Here is a 20,445-nt window from a genome sequence, read left to right on the forward strand (position 1 = left end):
TGGTGGCTGGGGCTCCGAACTACTCAGAAGCGCTCGCTCCCGCAGCGTGCGAATACCGGTGGCAATACTCAGCCAGAAGTTCGGTCAGGACCCGGATCTTCCCCGCTGGATGCTGCCCTGGCGGTCGGATGACGTAGGCGCCCGCCGTGGGCGGGGGATACCTTGTCATGATCGGCACGAGTGCTCCGGAGGCCACATGCACAGCCGTCAGCCAATCGGGGAGATAGGCGACGCCGAGCCCCGCTATAGCAGCAGAGACCAGGGCGGGGCCGTTGTCGGCCTTGAAGCGTCCCTGCGGCCGTACCGTGATGATCTTGTCGCCGTCCAGGAACTGCCAGGCTTCGACACCCTGCATGAGTGCCTGGTGGGCGACGAGCTCTTCGGGTGTTGCAGGCGCCCCATGCGCCCTGATGTAGTCGGGGCTTGCGACGAGCTTTCCATTGATCGTGCCGATGCGCCTTGCGATCAGGTTGGAGTCTTGGAGATAGCCCACCCGTATCGCGCAGTCGTAGCCCTCCGCGATGAGATCGACGAAGCGATCGGTGTAGGAAGTCTGGATATGTAGCTTGGGGTGGCGTCGCGCCATTTCGGCGAGCGCGGGGGCAAAGTGAGTCGGCCCGAAAGTAAGCGGCGCGGCAATCCGCAAGCGGCCCCGAAGGTCACCGGCCGGCAGGATCGTTTCCCTCGCGATGTCGATCTCCGCGCAGACCCTGGCGGCATAGTCCCGGAACGTGGCGCCGGCTTCTGTGAGAGCAGCTCCGCGGGTGGACCGGGTGAGCAGCTGAACGCCGAGTTCTGCTTCAAGGCGAACCAGCCGGCGACTGACGATCGACTTGGACACGCCGAGCCGAATTGCCGCGGGCGAAACACCTCCTGCATCGGCGACCTCGACGAATGTCTGCAGCTCCTCGATGTCCACCTTGGCGTTCCTCTTTTTGCGACACAGCTCGCCCGCGGATGGTACTACCGCATCGATTGCGGGAACAACAGACTACGGCTTCCGAGTAATGGCGCCGCCGGCGCAGGTTGCCCGGAAGAACCCAACTCCATGCCAACAAAGGATGTATCAATGACTTTTCGCAACGGCCTTGCTTCGCTTCTTCGTCCGGAAGACTCCGTGCTCGTTCTGATCGACCACCAGCCTTACCAGCTTGCGAACCTCAACAGCCATGAGCCGCAGATGGTGGTGAACAACGCCGCGGGCCTGGCAAAAGCGGCTAAGGCTTTCGACGTTCCCACCATCCTGACAAGCGTCGTCGCCGGGCGCGGCGGCCTCCTCTTTCCGCAGATCACAGAAGTTTTTCCCGGCCAGGAGGTGATCGATCGGACCCTCATCAACACCTGGGAAGATAAGAAGGTCGTCGACGCGGTGAAGGCCACGGGCCGCAAGCAGCTGATCATCGCCGGCCTGTGGACCGAGGTATGCGTCGCAATGCCGGTGATCCAGGCCTTGGGCGAAGGGTGGGATGTGACGGTGGTTACCGACGCATCGGGCGCCGTCTCCGTAGAGGCGCATGAGGTTGCCATCCAGCGCATGATTGCCGCGGGCGCCAACATGATGACGTGGCTGGCGGTGGCGGCCGAATGGCAGCGTGACTGGGCCCGCGCCGAAACAGCGGCCAAGCTGACAGAGGTGATCAAGCAGCATGCCGGCGGCAGCGGCATTGCGTACTTGTGGGAGCAACAGTTGCTCAACACGCCGGTGCCGGCCACCGCGGGATGATCTGAGCGGGGATGAAGAGGCAGCAGGGCCACGCGTTGCGGAACGTTGATTGCTCGTTGCGTTTTTTCATCCCTGCATGATGGCGGCGGCCGTGGCGCAAGGAGGAGCAATAGACCGAAGCTGGGACCGAGCGAGGACTGCTGCGAGCGAACCGGAAAACTGCGCAATGCTGCGGAATGAAAAAGCCCTAAGTCGTTGATGTACTTAGGGCTTTTTTGTCTTTGACGGCCGTCTGATCGACGACCTCAAATTGATGAATGGTGGCCTGGGGCGGAATCGAACCACCGACACGCGGATTTTCAATCCGCTGCTCTACCAACTGAGCTACCGGGCCTTGGTGTGCAGCCTTAAATTATACAGCGCTTCTGCGGCCTCTCGAAAGATCGACGCCAAGTTGTTTGAGCTTGCGATAAAGATGGGTGCGTTCCAGCCCGGTCTTCTCGGCGACGCGGGTCATGGAGCCGTTCTCCATGGCCAGATGGAATTCGAAATAGGCCTTCTCGAAACCGTCGCGTGCATCGCGCAACGGGCGGTCCAGGTCGAAGCTCTGGGTCGACTGCGGGCCGGCATCAGGCACGGGCACTGAAGCCAGAGAGGCAAGCAGCAGGCTGTCGCCGGTGGTGGTGATGGCCGCCGCCGGGTTGACGCCCGTGGCCGGCGGCACGACGCCGGCGGCCGCGCGCCTGGCGCTTTCGCGTGCAAGGCCCTGCTCCACGGCCTTGAGCAGCTTTTGCAGGGTGATGGGCTTTTCGAGGAACGCGAAGGCGCCGATGCGGGTGGCGTCCACGGCGGTGTCGATGGTGGCGTGGCCGCTCATCATGATGACGGGCATGCTCAGCAGGCCGGCGGTGGACCATTCCTTGAGCAGCGTGACGCCGTCGGTGTCGGGCATCCAGATGTCGAGCAGCACGAGGTCGGGCCGTGCGCGCTGCCGGGCTGCGCGTGCTTCGGCGGCGTTTTCCGCGAGCTCCACGTTGTGGCCTTCGTCATTGAGAATTTCGAAGAGCAGGTCCCTAATGCCCAGCTCGTCATCGACCACGAGAATGTTTGCCATGAGTGCTGCTTGTTGTATGCGCCGGTGTCTGCAATGGTGTGTATGGTCCGCCAGCCGATCCATCGACTGAGCGCAATGGATTTCTTTCGCGCTCAGGCGGCGGAAGACTTCGAATCTTCGGTGTGAGCGACCGCTGTTTGCGACTCGCCTGCCAGCGCGAATGATAGCGAGACTTGCGCCCCCGCTACAGCCCCATCGACAACGCGGTTGGAAAGCTCGATGCGGGCGCCGTGCTCGTCCGCGATCTTCTTGACCACGGCCAGCCCCAAACCAGTACCTTTTGTTTTCGTGGTGACGTAGGGCTCGAAGGCGCGCTTGAGAATGTTCTCGGCAAAACCGGGACCGCTGTCTTGTACGGTCAGGCGCACGCGCTGGCCCGAATCGCCCAGGCGGGTGCGAATGACGACCTCGCCTGCCCTGCCGGTGGTGCTGGCGGCGGCCTCGGCGGCGTCTTGCGCGTTTTGCAGCAGATTGTGAATGACCTGGCGGATCTGCTGCGCATCGCCGCGAATGGGCGGGCAGCGCTCGTCCAGCTCGGAGCGCAGCGCAATGGGCGCGTTCTCGGCGCTGTACAGCTGGAGCACGTCGGTCAGCAGCGCGTTCAGGTCGACGGGCTTGAGGTCGGCCGCGGGCAGGCGGGCGTAGTCGCGAAATTCATTGACCAGCCGCTTCATGGCATCGACCTGGTCGACGATGGTCTTGACCGACTTGACGAGCACGGCCTGCTCGGGCGGCGGGACCTTGCCCGATAGCTTCATCTCCAGCCGTTCGGCGGAGAGTTGGATGGGCGTGAGCGGGTTCTTGATTTCGTGGGCCAGGCGGCGCGCGACCTCGCCCCATGCTTGTGCGCGCTGGGCCGAGACGATTTCGGAGATGTCGTCGAACACCAGCAGCCGCGCGGCGCCGGGCAGCTCGGCGCCGCGGGCGACGATGTTGATGGCGCTGCCCTGCTGCGGCAGGTCGGTGCCGGTGGCGTGCAGCTCGAAGGCATGCTGCCAGTGGTCGAGGCCGTGCTGCAGGCGCTCGACCTGGAATTCGTCGAACTGCTGTTGCACGCTGTTGCCAAAGTCGGCCAGGCCGGGCACCTGCGCGAGGGGCTGCCCTTCGTAGGCGGCCAGCGGCGCGCGCAGCACGCGGGTGGCGCCGGGGTTGGTCGAAAGGATGGTGCCCCTGGCGTCGAGCACGATCACGCCGGAGGTCAGGTTGTCCAGAATGGTCTGCAGGTTGGCACGGGCGGCGTCGAGCTGGCCCATGGTCTTTTCGACCGCGCCGCGGGCATCGGCCAGCTGCTGGGTCATGACGGCGAAGGAGCGGGTCAGGCCGCCAAGCTCGTCCTTGCCTTGCAGCACGGCGGTCGGCCGCAAGTCGCCTGCGGCCACCTGGCGAACGCCTTCGGCCAGCACAAGCAGCGGCCGCGCCAGCTGGTTGCCGAACAGCACCGCCAGCAACACGGCGCCGAACACGGCCAGGAACAGGCTCAGCGTGAGCGTGCCGATGTACATGCGCCGCAAGCCCTCGCGGGCCAGCGCGCGCTCCTGGTATTCACGGTTGGCCTCTTGCACGGCAAGTGCATTGGCCACCACTGCCGTCGGCAGCGGCTGCGTCACCTGGAGAAAGCGCGGCGCAGTGTCGAAGTCGAAACCGGGGCGTTGCACCATGGCAATGGCGCGCACCGTGGCGGGCGGTAGGCTGGCACCGGGCGCCGCGGTTTCGTCCAGTCCCTCGATGTGGGCGATGGCGCGGTCCGCGCGCACTTGCCGCAATTGCTGGATGGTCGGCCGCTCGGGGTTCAGCTGAAAGCGCGAGGTGCCTGCCCCTGCAATGAGCTGCCCGGTGCCCGTCCAGAGCACCACATCGCTGGCCTGCAACTGATCGCGAATGCGCTCGAGCGCGAGGCCCGCGCTCGCATCGGGCACTTGTGCAAGCTGCGCGCTGGCCGCGCGGGTCTTGGCGGCCAAGTCGTCGGAAAGCGAGTCGAGCGTGGCTCGGCCAAGATTGAGGCCGGCATCGAGCGCGCCCTCGACCTTGACATCGAACCAGCTTTCGATCGACCGCGCGACGAACTGATAAGACACCACATAGACCAGCGCACCCGGCACCACGCCCACCAGCGCGAAGATGGCGGCCAGCTTGATGAGCAGCCGGCTGCCGAACTTGCCTTGGCGCAACCGCCGCAGCAGGCGAAAAGCGACCCACCCGATGACCAGCACCAGCAGCACCGCCACCACCACGTTGATGCCGAAGAGCCGCACGTAGTACCGCTCGTACAGCGCGCGGTTGTTGGTGGCCTGGGCCAGCAGGAACATCAGCACCAAGCCAATGGCGGTGACCAGCGCGGCGCCGACGCCCACGGCCCAGCGGACCGCGCGCGAGCGGCGAGCGGCGGGGGTGGCCGCTGCGCCGCTGCGCGGTTTGGTGCTCACCGCTGCTTCTCCAGCGGCAGCTTGGCGCTGCGCTCGGCGACGATGTTCCAGTCCGCCTGCCCCACCACGCCGATCTGGAACGGGCGCGGCAGCTGCGAGGTGTCGAGCCGGAAACGGAACACGACCTGGTGCTGCGCCTCGTCGCCAATGTCGGACAGGTCGCCCAGCCGCAGCCGGCCGACGCGCTTGACGGCGTCCATGGCATCGGAAAGGCTGTCGAAGTTCTGGTTCAGCGAAACGCCGAACCCGGCGGTGCCCGTGATCGGCACCGGCGACACATTGAGCCGCCAGCGGCGCGTGAGCGGCTGGTAGGCAAGCCGCATGTGGCGCGTGACCTGGGCGACCTTGCGGTCGGTCCAGTACCAGCGCTCCTGGAAGACCTCGGCCTCGGCGACGAAGTAGATCGCAATGCCCTTGTCGAGCACTTCTTCGACCAGCGAGGGCAGCTCGAACTGCACAGCCGCCGTGAGGTAGACGCCGTCGTCCGCTTGCTCGAGGCGCATCTGGGTGACCGAAGGGCCGCTGCGCCCTTGCGCCGCGGCGGTCAGGGGCAGCCAGCCCAGCAGCGTGACCATCACCACCGCCAGCAGCAGCGCCGCCATCCGCGCCAAGCCGCGCCGACCCCAAGTTTTAACCGGGACGTTTTTCAAGCAGGGCGTAGAAGAAGCCGTCGTGATCACCTGAGGGATTGTCCGGGACGGCGCGGGCATTCGCCCCGCTTTGGGGGAGCAAATGGCCTGGCGATGCCTTCAATCGGGCGTTGGTGTTGTGCGCAAGAAACGCATCGATTTGTTGCGAACCCTCTTCGCGGAACACCGAGCAGGTGCAATAGAGCAGCCGGCCGCCGGGCCGCACCAGAGGCCAGAGCGCCGCCAACAGCGCGGCCTGCTGCACCGCCAGCTGGCCCGTGTCGCTCTCGCGGCGCAGCCAGCGCACGTCGGGGTGGCGCCGGACAATGCCCGAGGCCGTGCACGGCGCATCGAGCAGGATGGCGTCGAAGGGCGTGCCGTCCCACCACGCGGAGGGGCGCGCGGCATCGGCCACTACTACTTTAGCGGTCAGTCCAAGCCGGCTCAGAGTCTCGTCGATGCGGCGGCTGCGAACAGGGTCGACTTCAAGGGCCGTGACCTCGATGGCGCCGGGGCCGCCCACCTCGAGCAGGTGGGCCGTCTTGCCGCCCGGAGCGGCGCAGGCATCGAGCACTCGCAGCGATGCGGCGCCGTCGGTGGGCAGCAGGCCTTCGAGCAACAGCGGTGCCGCCATTTGCGCAGCGGCATCCTGCACCGAGCAATCGCCGTCGGCAAAGCCGGGCAACTGTTGCACCGGCCGGGCACGCGCCAGTTGCAGGCCGGACGCCCCCACGCGAACAGACTCCAGGCCGATCGCTTCGAGCGCCAGCTGATAGGCAGGAACGGTGGTCTTTTGCACATTCACGCGCAGGGTCATCGGCGCATGTGCGTTGTCAGCGGTGAGCACACGTTGCCAGTCGCGCGGATGGTCGCGCTTGAGGCGCTCGATCCACCAGCGCGGATGGTTCCACTGCGCCACCGGCTCATGGTCGGTCGCGGCCACGAGCTCGTCGCGCTCCCGCAGGAAGCGGCGCAGGCAGGCGTTGATGAAGCTCGCCTGCGCACGCGTGGCCGGGTTGCGCTTGGCGGCCTCCACAGCCTGGTCGACCAGGGTGAAGGGTTCGTACGGCGCATGCTGCGCGTCCCAGGCCAGCGCCAGCGCGGTGCACAGCAAGGCGTCGGGCAGCGGCGGCGGCGTGCGCTTGGCCAAGTGGCGGCGCAGTGCTTCGGCCCGGCCGAGCCAGCGCAGCACCTGAAAGCCGAGCGCCTGCACGCCGGGGCGCATGGCGGGCTCCACGGATTCGAAAGCGACGGTGCCGGAGCTGCCGGCGCGAATCGACGCGAGCGCCACCGCAGTCAATTGCAGTTGGCGCCACAACGGCGGTTGCAGCAGCGGTGCGCTGCCGCCTGGATGATCGGAAGATAGTTCTGGCAAGTTGGGGCGATGGTAACGGGCCCGCGTGACGCACAGCGCCGCACAGGCTTTAAGAAAAAAATACGACTTCGCGCAGCCGGCCTCAGAGCAGAGGCGCGGCAGGACGCAAACGCACCAACCATGCCACCAGCAAGGCCGGGAACTGGACGATTGCGGCGTTGTACTGGCCTACCGCCACGTTGAACTGGCTGCGCGCAATTTCCGCCGAGGCCGAAGGCTCGGGCCATGCCATGGGCTCGACCGCACTGGGCAGTGCGACCTCGGCGCCGATTCCGGCCGACAGCAGCGGCGCGGGCCGCGAGAGCGTGCCGTCCGCATCGAACACCGTGACCGCCGCGTCCGGATGCTGGCGCTGCCATGCGTTGATCAGCACCTGCAGCGCCGTGGCCAGCGCGGCCATGGCACCCGGGTCGAGCGGCCGTAGCCGGGTTGCACCGAGTACCGAGGCAAGCTGTGTGGCGGCCGCCTGCAGCGGCGCCACGGAGGAAGACAGGCTGTCCGGCGGCGCGTCCTTATGCGCCGTGGCCGTGATGCTGGCCTGAACGAAGTCGAGCTGCTTTCGCAGCGCCGCGTCGAGCGTGGCATAGGCCTGGAGCACGGCCGCGCGCAGGCGCACCAGCCGGTTGTAGGCGCCCACGAACCAGAACAACAGCACCGCGGTGGCGATCCAGCCGGCCAGCGAGTCGGGCAATACGCTCATCGACAAAAACGTCTCATGGAAAGCTCAAAGAAAAACGCCCCCCAACCGGAAACGGTCGGGGGGCGTCGGATACCGGTCATGACCGGTGATGCTAGCCGTTTATTCGGACGCGGCGCCTTCGCTGGCGTCGGCCGTGCTGTCGACATCGCTGGTCGAACCGGCCAGCTCTGCAGCTTCCGATTCGGCGATGGCGCGGCGCTCGGCCTCGTCCATCTGGTCCTTGACCTTGCGGGCCTGGTGGTAAGCCATGCCGGTGCCTGCGGGAATCAGGCGGCCGACGATGACGTTTTCCTTCAGGCCGCGCAGCTCGTCGCGCTTGCCCATGATCGCGGCTTCGGTCAGCACGCGCGTCGTTTCCTGGAACGAAGCGGCAGAGATGAACGAGTCGGTCGAGAGCGATGCCTTCGTGATACCCAGCAGCAGGTTGGTGAACGTCGCGGGGATCTTGCCTTCGGCGCGCAGGGCGTCGTTGGTGTTGAGCATTTCGCTGCGTTCGACCTGTTCGCCGGAGATGTAGCTCGTGTCGCCGATGTTGTCGACCACGACGCGGCGCAGCATCTGGCGAACGATCACCTCGATGTGCTTGTCGTTGATCTTCACACCCTGCAAACGGTACACGTCCTGCACTTCGTCCACGATGTAGCGCGCGAGTTCTTCCGAACCCAGCAGGCGCAGGATGTCCTGCGGGTCCGCCGGACCGTCGACCACGCTTTCGCCCTTGTTCACCACCTGGCCTTCGTGCACCAGGATGTTCTTTTCCTTCGGCACGAGGTCTTCCCAGACCGTGCCTTCCGGATCGGTGATCTGCAGGCGAATCTTGCCCTTGGTCTCCTTGCCGAACGACACGGTACCGGTCATTTCGGCCAGCATGCCCTTGTCCTTCGGCGAGCGGGCTTCGAAGAGCTCGGCAACACGCGGCAGACCGCCGGTAATGTCGCGCGTCTTCTGGCCTTCGACCGGAATGCGCGCCAGCACTTCGCCGGGGCCCACGTCCTGGCCGTCACGCACCTGCACCAGGGCGCCGATCGGGAAGCCGATCGTCACCGAGTGGTCGGTACCCGGGATCTTCACTTCGGCGCCGGAGGCGTCGATGAGCTTCACCTGCGGGCGAACGACCTTGGCAGCGCCGCGGCGCTTGGGGTCGATCACGACCAGGGTCGACAGACCGGTCACTTCGTCCACCTGCTTCGCAACCGTGAGGCCTTCCTCGACGTTTTCGAACTGCGTCTTGCCGGCGAACTCGGTGATGATCGGGCGCGTCAGCGGATCCCAGTTGGCAAGCACATGGCCGGCCTTGATCTGCTGGTCGGCCTTGACGGCCAGGGTCGCGCCGTACGGCACCTTGTGGCGCTCGCGCTCGCGGCCGTGTTCGTCATGAATGACGATCTCGCCCGAACGTGCAATCACCACCAGCTCGTTCTTGCTGTTGGTCACGTAGCGCATCGTGGCGTTGAAGCCGATCGTGCCGTTGGACTTGGCTTCGACGCTCGATGCCACTGCCGCACGCGACGCCGCGCCACCGATGTGGAACGTACGCATCGTGAGCTGGGTGCCGGGTTCGCCGATCGACTGCGCCGCGATCACACCGACGGCTTCGCCGATGTTGATCAGGCCGCCGCGGCCCAGGTCGCGACCGTAGCAGGTCGCGCAGATGCCGAAGCGGGTTTCGCAGGTCAGCGCGGTGCGGACCTTGACTTCGTCGACACCCTCGGCTTCGAGGAGTTCGATGTTGTCTTCGTCGAACATCTCGCCGGCCTTGAGCAGCACCGAACGGTTTTCCGGGTGCAGAACGTCGTCCGCAGCCGAGCGGCCGAGGATACGGTCGCGCAGCGATTCGATGACTTCACCGCCTTCGACGATGGCGCGCATCAGGTAGCCGCCGTGCGTGCCGCAGTCCTGCTCGGTCACCACCAGGTCTTGCGTCACATCGACCAGACGACGGGTCAGGTAACCCGAGTTCGCGGTCTTCAGTGCCGTGTCGGCCAGACCCTTACGGGCACCGTGGGTGGAGATGAAGTACTCCAGCACGTTCAGGCCTTCGCGGAAGTTCGCGGTAATGGGCGTCTCGATGATCGAGCCGTCCGGCTTGGCCATCAGGCCACGCATACCGGCCACCTGGCGAATCTGCGCTGCGGAACCGCGGGCGCCGGAGTCGGCCATCATGTAGATGGAGTTGAAGGACTCCTGCTCCACTTCCTTGCCGTGGCGGTCGATGACCTTCTGCTTGGACAGCTTGGACATCATGACCTTCGACACTTCGTCGCCGGCCTTGCCCCAGATGTCCACCACCTTGTTGTAGCGCTCGCCGGAGGTCACCAGACCCGAGACGTACTGCTGCTCGATCTCTTTCACTTCCTTGGCGGAACGCTCGATGATGCCGTGCTTTTCAGCAGGCACCAGCATGTCGTCGATCGCGATCGAAATACCGGCCTTGGTTGCCAGGCGGAAGCCGTTTTGCAGCAGCTTGTCGGCGAACACGACGGTCTCTTTCAGGCCGCACTTGCGGAACGAGACGTTGATGAGCTTGGAGATTTCCTTCTTCTTCAGCGCCTTGTTGATGTTCGAGAACGGCAGGCCCTTCGGCAGGATCTCGGACAGCAGTGCGCGGCCCACGGTGGTGTCCACCAGCGACGTGGAAGGAGTGAATTCACCCGTTTCCTTGTCCTTGGTGTACTCCGTGATGCGCACGGCAACCTTGGCGGTCAGTTCGACTTCGTTGGCGTCGAGCGCGCGCTGCACTTCACCGATGTCGGAGAAGATCAGGCCCTCGCCCTTGCCGTTGATGCGGTCGCGGGTCGTGTAGTACAGACCCAGCACCACGTCTTGCGAAGGAACGATCGACGGTTCGCCCGAAGCCGGGAACAGCACGTTGTTGGAGGCCAGCATCAGCGTGCGGGCTTCCATTTGCGCTTCCACCGACAGCGGCACGTGAACGGCCATCTGGTCGCCGTCGAAGTCGGCGTTGAACGCCGCGCAAACCAGCGGATGCAGCTGGATGGCCTTGCCTTCGATCAGGATCGGCTCGAACGCCTGGATGCCCAAACGGTGCAGCGTAGGCGCACGGTTCAGCATGACCGGGTGTTCCTTGATCACTTCTTCCAGGATGTCCCAGACCACCGGCGTGCCGGATTCGACTTCCTTCTTGGCAGCCTTGATCGTGGTCGCGATGCCCATGGCTTCGAGGCGCGAGAAGATGAAAGGCTTGAACAGCTCGAGCGCCATCAGCTTGGGCAGGCCGCACTGGTGCAGCTTGAGCGTCGGGCCCACCACGATGACCGAACGGCCCGAGTAGTCGACGCGCTTGCCCAGCAGATTCTGGCGGAAGCGGCCGCTCTTGCCCTTGATCATGTCGGCCAAAGACTTGAGTGCGCGCTTATTCGCACCGGTCATTGCCTTGCCGCGACGGCCGTTGTCGAGCAACGAGTCGACAGCTTCTTGCAGCATCCGCTTTTCATTGCGAGCAATGATTTCCGGAGCCTTAAGCTCGAGCAGACGACGGAGACGCGAGTTGCGATTGATCACACGCCTGTACAGGTCGTTCAGGTCGGAGGTCGCAAAACGGCCGCCGTCCAGCGGCACCAGCGGACGCAGGTCCGGCGGCAGCACGGGCAGCACGTCGAGCACCATCCACTCGGGCTTGATGCCCGACTTGCGGAAGGCCTCGAGCACCTTCAGGCGCTTGGAGTTCTTCTTGACCTTGACTTCGGAGCCGGTCAGGTCGCCGCGCAGGCGTTCGATCTCGCTGTCGAGTTCGATGCCCTCGAGCAGGTCCTTGATGCCCTCGGCGCCCATCTTGGCGACGAACTCGTCGCCGTATTCCTTGCGCTTCGCGTCATAGTCGTCCTCGGACATGATGCCGAACTTCTTCAGCGGGGTCATGCCGGGGTCGGTGATCACGTAGGCTTCGAAGTACAGCACGCGTTCGATGTCGCGCAGGGTCATGTCGAGCACAAGGCCCAGACGCGACGGCAGCGACTTCAGGAACCAGATGTGCGCGCAGGGCGCAGCCAGGTCGATGTGGCCCATGCGCTCGCGGCGCACCTTGGTCTGCGTGACTTCAACGCCGCACTTCTCGCAGATCACGCCGCGGTGCTTCAGGCGCTTGTACTTGCCGCACAGGCACTCGTAGTCCTTGATGGGGCCGAAGATCTTGGCGCAGAAGAGACCGTCGCGCTCGGGCTTGAACGTGCGGTAGTTGATCGTCTCAGGCTTCTTCACCTCGCCGAAAGACCACGAACGGATCTTCTCGGGCGAAGCCATGCCGATCTTGATGGCATCGAAATGCTCATCGGGTGTGAACTGCTTGAACAGGTCGAGTAGCGATTTCATGTGACTCTTTCCTCTTCTGATTACGAACGCTCGAGCTCGATGTCGAGACCCAGCGAACGGATTTCCTTGACCAGCACGTTGAACGATTCCGGCATGCCGGCTTCGATCGTGTGTTCGCCCTTGACGATGCTTTCGTACACCTTGGTACGGCCTTGCACGTCGTCGGACTTCACGGTCAGCATTTCCTGCAGGACGTAGGCGGCGCCGTAAGCTTCCAGCGCCCACACTTCCATTTCACCGAAACGCTGGCCGCCGAATTGCGCCTTGCCGCCCAGCGGTTGCTGCGTGACGAGCGAGTACGGGCCGGTCGAACGGGCGTGCATCTTGTCGTCCACCAGGTGATGCAGCTTCAGGAAGTGCATGTAGCCAACGGTGACGGGACGCTCGAACTGGTCGCCGGTGCGGCCGTCGAACAGGTACGCCTGGGTACGGGTGTCGGTCAGGCCCTTGAGCTTGGCGATGTCGTCCGGGTAGGCGAGCTTCAGCATGCCGCGGATTTCTTCTTCCGAGGCGCCGTCGAACACCGGCGTGGCGAAGGTTGCGCCGCTCTGCAGGTTGGCGGCCATTTCGAGCACGTCGGTGTCGCTCAGCTTGCTGAGGTCTTCCTTGCGGCCCGAGCCGTTGTACAGCTGCTCCATGAACTTGCGCAGCTCGGCCACCTTGGCCTCTTGCTGCAGCAGGTCGCCGATGCGCTGGCCGATGCCCTTGCCGGCCCAACCCAGGTGCACTTCGAGCACCTGGCCCACGTTCATCCGCGAAGGCACGCCCAGCGGGTTCAGGCAGATGTCGCACGGCGTGCCGTCGGCCATGTGAGGCATGTCTTCGACCGGAACGATCTTCGACACCACACCCTTGTTGCCGTGGCGGCCGGCCATCTTGTCGCCGGGCTGCAGGCGGCGCTTGACGGCCAGGTAGACCTTGACCATCTTGAGCACGCCCGCGGGCAGCTCGTCGCCCTGCGTGAGCTTCTTGCGCTTTTCTTCGAACGCGAGGTCGAAGCTGTGGCGCGTCTGCTCCAGCGAGTTCTTGATCGACTCGAGCTGCGTTGCCACTTCGTCGTCCGCCGGACGGATGTCGAACCAGTGGAACTTCTCGACCGACGACAGGTAAGCCTTGTCGAGCTTGGTGCCCTTGGCCAGCTTGTTCGGGCCGCCGTTGGCGACCTTGCCGGTCAGGAGCTTCTCGATACGATCGAACGCGTCGGCTTCGACGATGCGAAGCTGGTCGTTCAGGTCGAGGCGGAAGCGCTTGAGCTCGTCGTCGATGATCTGCTGGGCGCGCTTGTCGCGCGTGATGCCTTCGCGGGTGAACACCTGCACGTCGATCACGGTGCCTTGCGAGCCCTGGTCCACGCGCAGCGAGGTGTCTTTCACGTCGGAGGCCTTCTCGCCGAAGATGGCGCGAAGCAGCTTCTCTTCAGGCGTGAGCGTGGTCTCGCCCTTCGGCGTGACCTTGCCCACCAGCGTGTCGCCCGGCTGCACTTCGGCGCCGACATAAATGATGCCGGATTCGTCGAGGCGGTTGAGCTGCTGCTCGGCCAGGTTCGGAATGTCGCGCGTGATTTCTTCGGCACCCAGCTTGGTGTCGCGAGCCATCACCACCAGTTCCTCGATGTGGATCGAGGTGTAGCGGTCTTCCGCGACGACGCGTTCCGAGATCAGGATCGAGTCTTCGAAGTTGTAGCCGTTCCAGGGCATGAACGCGATCAGCATGTTCTGGCCGAGAGCCAGTTCGCCGAGGTCGGTCGATGCGCCGTCGGCCACCACGTCGCCCTTGGCGATCTTGTCGCCGCGCTTGACGATCGGACGCTGGTGGATGTTGGTGTTCTGGTTCGAACGCTGATACTTGATCAGGTTGTAGATGTCCACACCGACTTCACCTGCAGCCGCTTCGGCGTCGTTCACGCGCACCACGATGCGGGTCGCGTCGACGTAATCGACGATACCGCCACGGGTGGCCGTGACCACGGTGCCCGAATCGACCGCGGAAACGCGCTCGATACCGGTACCGACGATCGGCTTTTCCGGACGCAGCACGGGCACGGCCTGGCGCTGCATGTTGGCGCCCATCAGCGCGCGGTTCGCATCGTCGTGCTCCAGGAACGGCACGAGCGAGGCGGCCACCGACACGATCTGCGCGGGCGACACGTCCATGTACTGGACGCGCTCGGCGCCCACCAGGATCGATTCGCCGGCTTCACGCGCGGAGACCAGGTCGCCGATCAGCTTGCCGTCCTTGTCCAGCACCGCATTGGCCTGGGCGATGACGTACTTGCCTTCTTCGATGGCCGACAGGTAGTCGATGTCCATCGTGACCTTGCCATCCACCACACGGCGGTACGGCGTCTCGATGAAGCCGTATTCGTTCAGGCGGGCGTACAGGGCCAGCGAGTTGATCAGGCCGATGTTCGGACCTTCAGGCGTTTCGATCGGGCACACGCGGCCGTAGTGGGTCACGTGCACGTCGCGCACTTCGAAGCCTGCACGTTCACGCGTCAGACCACCCGGGCCAAGGGCCGACACGCGGCGCTTGTGGGTGATTTCGGACAGCGGGTTCGTCTGGTCCATGAACTGCGACAGCTGCGAGGCACCGAAGAATTCCTTCAGCGCGGCCGAGATCGGCTTGCTGTTGATCAGGTCGTGCGGCATCAGCGGCTCTTGCTCGGCCTGGCCCAGACGTTCCTTCACGGCCTTCTCGATACGGGCGAGGCCGGTGCGGTACTGGTTTTCGGCCAACTCGCCGACGCAACGCACGCGGCGGTTGCCCAGGTGGTCGATGTCGTCGACTTCGCCGTTGCCGTTGCGCAGGTCAACGAGGATCTTGACCACGGCCAGGATGTCTTCGTTGGTCAGCACCATCGGGCCGGTCGACTCGTCGCGCCCGACCTTGGCGTTGAACTTCATGCGGCCGACGCGCGACAGGTCGTACGTGTCCGGGTTGTAGAACAGGCGCTGGAACAGGGCCTGCACGGCGTCTTCCGTCGGCGGCTCGCCGGGGCGCATCATGCGGTAGATGGCCACGCGAGCGGCAAACTCGTCCACCGTTTCGTCGATGCGCAGGGTTTGCGAGATGTACGCGCCCTGGTCGAGTTCGTTGGTGTAGATCACCTGGATGTCTTGCACGCCGGCCGTGCGCAGCTTCTTCAGCAGCGCTTCGGTCAGCTCGTCGTTGGCCTTGGCCAGGATTTCGCCGGAATCGGCGTCGACGATGTTGCGCGCGATGACGCGGCCGACCAGGAAGTCTTCCGGCACGCTGATGTGCGTGGTGCCCGACTGCTCGAGTTCACGCGTGTGGCGCGCGGTCACGCGCTTGTCCTTGGCGACCACGACCTTGCCCGACTTGTCGGTGATGTCGAAGCGCGCGACTTCGCCGCGCAGGCGCTCGGGAACGAATTCCATCTGCGCGCCGCTGTCCATCAGGCGGAAGTTGTCGTTCACGAAGAAGTTCGCGAGGATCGATTCCGGGTTCAGGCCGATGGCCTTCAGCAGGATCGTCACGGGCATCTTGCGGCGACGGTCGACGCGGAAGTACAGCATGTCCTTCGGGTCGAACTCGAAGTCGAGCCACGAGCCGCGGTAGGGAATCACGCGGGCCGAGAACAGCAGCTTGCCCGAGCTGTGCGTCTTGCCCTTGTCGTGTTCGAAGAACACGCCGGGCGAACGGTGCAGCTGCGAGACGATCACGCGCTCGGTGCCGTTGATGATGAACGAACCCTTTTCGGTCATGAGCGGCACTTCGCCCATGTAGACCTCTTGTTCCTTCACTTCCTTGACCACCTTCGACTGCGACGTCGACGACTCGCGGTCATAGATGATGAGCTGAACCTTGGCGCGCACGGCCGAGGCGAAGGTCAGACCGCGGGTCTGGCATTCGCGCACGTCGAAAGCCGGCTTCGCGAGGTTGTACTCGAGGAACTTCATCTCGACAAAACCGTTGTGCGAGACGATCGGGAAGGCTGCGTCGAACGCGGCCTGCAGGCCTTCGACGGTGCGTTGTTTGGGCGGAATGCCGGCTTGCAGGAACGCGGTGTACGCGTCTTTCTGCATCTGCAGCAGGTAGGGGATTTCGACGACGCTGTCGCGGTTACCGAAACTTTTTCGGATGCGCTTGCGTTCGGTGTAACTGTACGCGGACGATTGGGCCATGAGAGCTCCGGAGCTTGAGATCTTCAGCGACTTGTCAGCAATGCCGAGGCACTACTGCTTGGCGGCTGGCCACTACCAGCCGTTGGCGGACAGCGATGCGTTGCACATCGCCCGAACCAAGGGGTCTTCTGCAGTCGGGGTCAGAAGACACTCAAAAAACGCATGGAGACGGCGTCTTTTGGGTGCGCTCTGAAAGCGGCAAAGGCTGGAGGGCCTTTTCAGGCACCTCCAGCCCTCTAGGGGGTCTGAATTACTTCAGTTCCACCTTGGCGCCAGCTTCTTCCAGCTTCTTCTTGGCGGCTTCAGCGTCAGCCTTCGACAGGCCTTCCTTGACTGCCTTGGGAGCGGCTTCCACCAGGTCCTTGGCTTCCTTGAGGCCCAGGCCGGTGATTTCGCGCACGGCCTTGATGGCCGAAACCTTGTTCGCGCCTGCATCCATCAGCATGACGTTGAACTCGGTCTGCTCTTCGGCAGCAGCGGCGGTAGCACCACCACCAGCGCCGGCGGGGGCAGCCATTGCAGCGGCGCTCACGCCGAACTTCTCTTCGATGGCTTTCACCAGGTCGTTGAGCTCCAGGACCGTCATGCTGTCGAGCGCGGTCAGAAATGCGTCTTTATCGAATGCCATTTTTGTTTCCTAACAATTGGGTTGAATATTTCAAACGCAAGGCTCAAGCGGCCTGCGCTTCTGCCGGTGCATCGGCGGGTGCAGCTTCGCCACCACCGCGCTTCTCGGCCAGCGCCGCGAGCACGCGGGCGGTACGAGAGATCGGGGATTGCATCAAGCCCAGCAATTGCGACAACAGCACTTCCTTGGAAGGGATGTTGGCCAGTTGCTTCACGCCCTCGACGTCCAGGACCTTGCCGCCAAACGCGCCACCGCGAATCACCAACTTGTCGTTGGTCTTCGCGAAGTCGGCAACCACCTTGGCGGCGGCCACTGCGTCTTCGGAAAAGCCGTAGATCAGCGGACCGGTCATCTGGTCACCGACGACTTCGAATGCGCTACCAGCAACAGCACGGCGTGCCAGCGTGTTCTTCAACACGCTGAGAGTCACACCCTTGCTGCGAGCTTCGGTGCGCAGTTTGGTCATATCGGCAACCGTGATGCCACGGTATTCCGCCATCACGAGCGTTTGAGCTTTAGCGGCGAGGCTGGTCACATCACTGATGACCGCTTCTTTCTCACTGCGATTCAGACTCAAGGTCTACTCCTTTTAATGCGACCTTCGGCCGGGGCCTCGGATCGCGCTTCATGCAGCGACCAACTGTCAGGAACAAAAATCAAATTCCTTGCAGTGGGGTCGCCATCTGCGCTGGATACCGGAAGGATCGATCCGGCGATTAAGTGCAGCGCCCTGCACACCAGCGGTCTTGGATGGCTCGCGGCAACTGAAGCTGCCGCGACCCACCACATTCGCCCTGCTCTTTTCAGAGCCGAGCAAATCTCTTTAGCTCGCCGAGATGGTTTGCGTGTCCACGCGGACACCCAGACCCATGGTCGACGAAACAGCCACCTTGCGCAGGTACACGCCCTTGCTGGTCGCGGGCTTGGCCTTGACCAGAGCGTCGATCAGCGCGGCGAGGTTGCCCTGCAGCTTGTCGGTGTCGAACGAACGGCGGCCGATCGTGCCGTGCACGATACCGGCCTTGTCGACGCGGAACTGAACCTGGCCAGCCTTGGCGTTCTTCACGGCCGTGGCGACGTCCGGCGTCACGGTGCCAACCTTGGGGTTGGGCATCAGGCCGCGCGGGCCGAGGATCTGGCCGAGCGTACCGACCACGCGCATCGCGTCGGGGGCGGCAATCACGACGTCGAAAGGCATGTCGCCAGCCTTGACCATTGCAGCGAGGTCGTCCATGCCGACGATGTCGGCGCCGGCTGCCTTGGCTTCTTCAGCCTTGGCGCCTTGGGCGAACACAGCCACGCGCTTGGTCTTGCCGGTGCCGTTGGGGAGCACGACGGCGCCACGCACGACCTGGTCAGACTTCTTCGCGTCGATGCCGAGCTGCACGGCCACGTCGATCGATTCGTCGAACTTGGCGGTGGCGGCTTCCTTCACGAGGCCGATGGCGTCAGCCAGCGGGTACAGCTTGTTGCTGTCGACCTTGCCTGCGAGCGCTTTTTGCTTCTTGGTGATCTTGGACATTTACACGCCCTCCACATTCACGCCCATCGAGCGGGCAGTACCGGCGATGGTGCGAACCGCGGCGTCCATATCGGCGGCCGTCAGGTCCTTCATCTTGGTCTTGGCGATTTCTTCGAGCTGAGCGCGCGTGATCTTGCCGACCTTGTCGGTGTGCGGACGGGCCGAGCCCTTGTCCAGCTTGATCGCCTTCTTGATCAGCACGCCAGCCGGGGGCGACTTGATGATGAAGGTGAAGCTCTTGTCGGCGAACGCGGTGATGACCACCGGCAGCGCCAGACCCGGCTCGTAGCTCTGCGTTTGCGCATTGAACGCCTTGCAGAACTCCATGATGTTCAAACCACGCTGGCCCAGTGCGGGACCGATGGGTGGTGATGGGTTGGCCTTACCAGCTGGCACTTGCAGCTTGACGAAGCCGACGATTTTTTTCGCCATGTTTTGCTCCTTGCGGGTGATATCGCCTTGGCTCTCGCCTCGGCTCCCCGGGGTTAAACGACTCTTCGATCAAGGCCGCGCGCCGAGTCGGACAACGCGCAGCCGGAAATGGTTCCGATCCGAAGACCGGGGACTCAGGTCTTTTCGACCTGGCCGAATTCGAGCTCCACAGGCGTCGCGCGGCCGAAAATCATGACCGACACGCTGACCTTGCTCTTTTCGTAGTTCACGTCTTCAACGGTGCCGTTGAAGTCGGTGAACGGGCCTTCCTTGACGCGCACGAACTCACCCACGGTGAACTCGACCTTGTGGCGCGGCTTCTCGGTGCCTTGCTGCATCTGGCTGACGATGTCCTCGACCTCTTTCTGCGAGATCGGGGCCGGGCGGTTCTTGGCGCCGCCGACAAAACCCGTCACCTTGTTGGTGTGCTTCACCAGGTGCCAGCTCTCGTCGTCCATGATCATTTCGACCAGCACATAGCCCGGGAAGAAGCGGCGCTCGGTGGTGCGCTTCTGGCCGTTCTTGATTTCGACCACTTCTTCGGTCGGAACCAGGATACGGCCGAACTTGTCCTGCATGCCGGCGCGGTTGATGCGCTCGGTGATGTTGCGTTCGACGGCCTTTTCCATGCCCGAATAGGCATGCACCACGTACCAACGCAAATCAGGGTTGGCGGCGGGAGCCAGCACGGAGGTGTTTTCCTCTTCCGGGCTGCTCGGCGTGGTTTCAACAGCGTCGTCGGTCATTTATTTTCTCCAGCCCAGAATGAGGTCGAAAAACACCCATTCGAGCGTCTTGTCGGTGAGCCAGAGGAAGACGGACATGACTGCCACGAAGGCAAACACGTAAGCCGTCATCTGCATTGCTTCTTTGCGGGCCGGCCAGACGACCTTCTTGACCTCGCGCCACGAGTCGCGGCCAAAAGCCCACAACTGGCGGCCATTCTCCGAACTGCCGAATGCGCCCACAGCCGCGGCCAGGCCGACCAGCAGCGCAGCCCATTGCACCAGCGAGCCCTGGCGCGCGAGCAGATAGAACGCCACGATGGCGCCCACTGCCAGCAGCACCGACACAGCCAATTTGGCCTTGTCGGCGCCCGTGCTCACGGTTTCGATTTGAGAAGTGGCCATGTTTGGCTGATTTCCTGCGGCCTTCCGGCCTTCAATTCAATGCGTCTTCTTGAGACGCCGAAGCCCATCGGGTTGCGATGGGCTTTTTTCGGGGTGCCACCTAGGTGGCAGGGGCAGTAGGAATCGAACCTACAACCTTCGGTTTTGGAGACCGACGCTCTGCCAATTGAGCTATACCCCTCCGGTACTCTTTACGCTCGGCTTAGATGTCGAGGATCTTTGCCACGACGCCCGAACCCACGGTGCGGCCGCCTTCACGGATGGCGAAGCGGAGACCCTCTTCCATCGCGATCGGGTTGATCAGCTTCACGGTGATGCTGACGTTGTCGCCAGGCATGACCATTTCCTTGTCCTT

General features: G+C 63.9%; 15 protein-coding genes, 2 tRNA genes and 1 pseudogene. 1 reads left to right on the forward strand and 17 read right to left on the reverse strand.

All coding sequences use genetic code 11. The annotated features are described in order from the left end of the window. Positions 1-19: 19 nt before the first annotated feature. Positions 20-919, reverse strand: a complete 900-nt coding sequence (locus tag V9L20_RS20725) for a LysR family transcriptional regulator (protein ID WP_337298033.1) — start codon at positions 917-919, stop codon at positions 20-22. Between the two features lie 150 nt (positions 920-1,069). Here V9L20_RS20725 and V9L20_RS20730 point away from each other — a divergent pair, with 150 nt between their 5' ends. Beyond that, positions 1,070-1,723: a hydrolase gene (locus tag V9L20_RS20730; RefSeq protein WP_337298034.1), complete on the forward strand. Its 654-nt coding sequence runs from the start codon at positions 1,070-1,072 to the stop codon at positions 1,721-1,723. A 258-nt stretch (positions 1,724-1,981) separates the two neighbouring features. On the opposite strand, the gene V9L20_RS20735 is transcribed toward V9L20_RS20730, so the two are convergent. From V9L20_RS20735 to tuf, 16 genes and pseudogenes are all read right to left on the reverse strand, one after another. After that, positions 1,982-2,057: transfer RNA gene (locus V9L20_RS20735), tRNA-Phe, on the reverse strand. 18 nt (positions 2,058-2,075) lie between these two features. After that, positions 2,076-2,777: a response regulator gene (locus tag V9L20_RS20740; RefSeq protein WP_157611832.1), complete on the reverse strand. Its 702-nt coding sequence runs from the start codon at positions 2,775-2,777 to the stop codon at positions 2,076-2,078. 92 nt (positions 2,778-2,869) lie between these two features. Beyond that, the gene (locus V9L20_RS20745; protein ID WP_337298035.1) at positions 2,870-5,200 is read right to left on the reverse strand and encodes a sensor histidine kinase; all 2,331 of its coding nucleotides are present in this window, start codon (positions 5,198-5,200) and stop codon (positions 2,870-2,872) included. After that, on the reverse strand, positions 5,197-5,802 hold the full coding sequence (locus tag V9L20_RS20750) for a DUF4390 domain-containing protein (protein WP_337298036.1): 606 nt from the start codon (positions 5,800-5,802) through the stop codon (positions 5,197-5,199). Before V9L20_RS20750 ends, V9L20_RS20745 begins: the two co-directional genes overlap by 4 nt. 28 nt (positions 5,803-5,830) lie before the next feature. Further along, positions 5,831-7,159 (reverse strand): 16S rRNA (cytosine(967)-C(5))-methyltransferase RsmB, encoded by a 1,329-nt coding sequence (gene rsmB / locus V9L20_RS20755; protein WP_337298040.1) that lies wholly within the window; start codon positions 7,157-7,159, stop codon positions 5,831-5,833. A 127-nt stretch (positions 7,160-7,286) separates the two neighbouring features. Next, positions 7,287-7,904 (reverse strand): lema family protein, encoded by a 618-nt coding sequence (locus V9L20_RS20760; RefSeq protein WP_337298037.1) that lies wholly within the window; start codon positions 7,902-7,904, stop codon positions 7,287-7,289. 99 nt (positions 7,905-8,003) lie between these two features. Further along, a complete protein-coding gene (gene rpoC, locus V9L20_RS20765; RefSeq protein ID WP_258503827.1) occupies positions 8,004-12,233 on the reverse strand; it encodes a DNA-directed RNA polymerase subunit beta' in 4,230 nt (1,409 codons plus the stop codon). A 20-nt stretch (positions 12,234-12,253) separates the two neighbouring features. Continuing rightward, entirely contained in the window at positions 12,254-16,378 is a 4,125-nt protein-coding gene (rpoB, locus tag V9L20_RS20770) for a DNA-directed RNA polymerase subunit beta (RefSeq protein WP_126749938.1), read from the reverse strand. A gap of 250 nt (positions 16,379-16,628) precedes the next feature. Continuing rightward, the gene (gene rplL / locus V9L20_RS20775) at positions 16,629-17,006 is read right to left on the reverse strand and encodes a 50S ribosomal protein L7/L12 (RefSeq protein WP_258503826.1); all 378 of its coding nucleotides are present in this window, start codon (positions 17,004-17,006) and stop codon (positions 16,629-16,631) included. Positions 17,007-17,049: 43 nt separating this feature from the next. Then, positions 17,050-17,583 carry a 50S ribosomal protein L10 gene (rplJ, locus tag V9L20_RS20780; protein WP_126749936.1) on the reverse strand — a complete coding sequence of 178 codons (534 nt, stop codon included), beginning with the start codon at positions 17,581-17,583 and terminating at the stop codon, positions 17,050-17,052. A 246-nt stretch (positions 17,584-17,829) separates the two neighbouring features. Next, positions 17,830-18,528, reverse strand: coding sequence for a 50S ribosomal protein L1 (gene rplA, locus V9L20_RS20785; RefSeq protein ID WP_258503825.1), 699 nt, complete (start codon positions 18,526-18,528; stop codon positions 17,830-17,832). After that, the gene (gene rplK / locus V9L20_RS20790) at positions 18,529-18,960 is read right to left on the reverse strand and encodes a 50S ribosomal protein L11 (protein WP_028258525.1); all 432 of its coding nucleotides are present in this window, start codon (positions 18,958-18,960) and stop codon (positions 18,529-18,531) included. Positions 18,961-19,094: 134 nt separating this feature from the next. Further along, a complete protein-coding gene (gene nusG / locus V9L20_RS20795) occupies positions 19,095-19,706 on the reverse strand; it encodes a transcription termination/antitermination protein NusG (RefSeq protein ID WP_126749934.1) in 612 nt (203 codons plus the stop codon). Further along, positions 19,707-20,090 (reverse strand): preprotein translocase subunit SecE, encoded by a 384-nt coding sequence (secE, locus tag V9L20_RS20800; RefSeq protein WP_126749933.1) that lies wholly within the window; start codon positions 20,088-20,090, stop codon positions 19,707-19,709. It abuts the gene before it with no gap. Positions 20,091-20,195: 105 nt separating this feature from the next. After that, positions 20,196-20,271 (reverse strand) — tRNA-Trp (locus tag V9L20_RS20805). A gap of 21 nt (positions 20,272-20,292) precedes the next feature. Then, positions 20,293-20,445, reverse strand: a pseudogene (gene tuf / locus V9L20_RS20810) (elongation factor Tu); the annotation flags it as partial.

The organism is Variovorax sp. CCNWLW225 (genome assembly GCF_037204045.1).
Taxonomy (GTDB): Bacteria; Pseudomonadota; Gammaproteobacteria; order Burkholderiales; family Burkholderiaceae_C; genus Variovorax.

Bases quoted from the DNA above. Each gene is read 5' to 3' on its own strand.
- V9L20_RS20730 (WP_337298034.1), top strand. From the start codon at position 1,070: ATGACTTTTCGCAACGGCCTTGCTTCGCTTCTTCGTCCGGAAGACTCC.
- V9L20_RS20740 (WP_157611832.1), bottom strand. From the start codon at position 2,777: ATGGCAAACATTCTCGTGGTCGATGACGAGCTGGGCATTAGGGACCTG.
- V9L20_RS20750 (WP_337298036.1), bottom strand. From the start codon at position 5,802: ATGGCGGCGCTGCTGCTGGCGGTGGTGATGGTCACGCTGCTGGGCTGG.
- V9L20_RS20760 (WP_337298037.1), bottom strand. From the start codon at position 7,904: ATGAGCGTATTGCCCGACTCGCTGGCCGGCTGGATCGCCACCGCGGTG.
- rpoC (WP_258503827.1), bottom strand. From the start codon at position 12,233: ATGAAATCGCTACTCGACCTGTTCAAGCAGTTCACACCCGATGAGCAT.
- rpoB (WP_126749938.1), bottom strand. From the start codon at position 16,378: ATGGCCCAATCGTCCGCGTACAGTTACACCGAACGCAAGCGCATCCGA.
- rplL (WP_258503826.1), bottom strand. From the start codon at position 17,006: ATGGCATTCGATAAAGACGCATTTCTGACCGCGCTCGACAGCATGACG.
- rplA (WP_258503825.1), bottom strand. From the start codon at position 18,528: ATGTCCAAGATCACCAAGAAGCAAAAAGCGCTCGCAGGCAAGGTCGAC.
- rplK (WP_028258525.1), bottom strand. From the start codon at position 18,960: ATGGCGAAAAAAATCGTCGGCTTCGTCAAGCTGCAAGTGCCAGCTGGT.
- nusG (WP_126749934.1), bottom strand. From the start codon at position 19,706: ATGACCGACGACGCTGTTGAAACCACGCCGAGCAGCCCGGAAGAGGAA.
- secE (WP_126749933.1), bottom strand. From the start codon at position 20,090: ATGGCCACTTCTCAAATCGAAACCGTGAGCACGGGCGCCGACAAGGCC.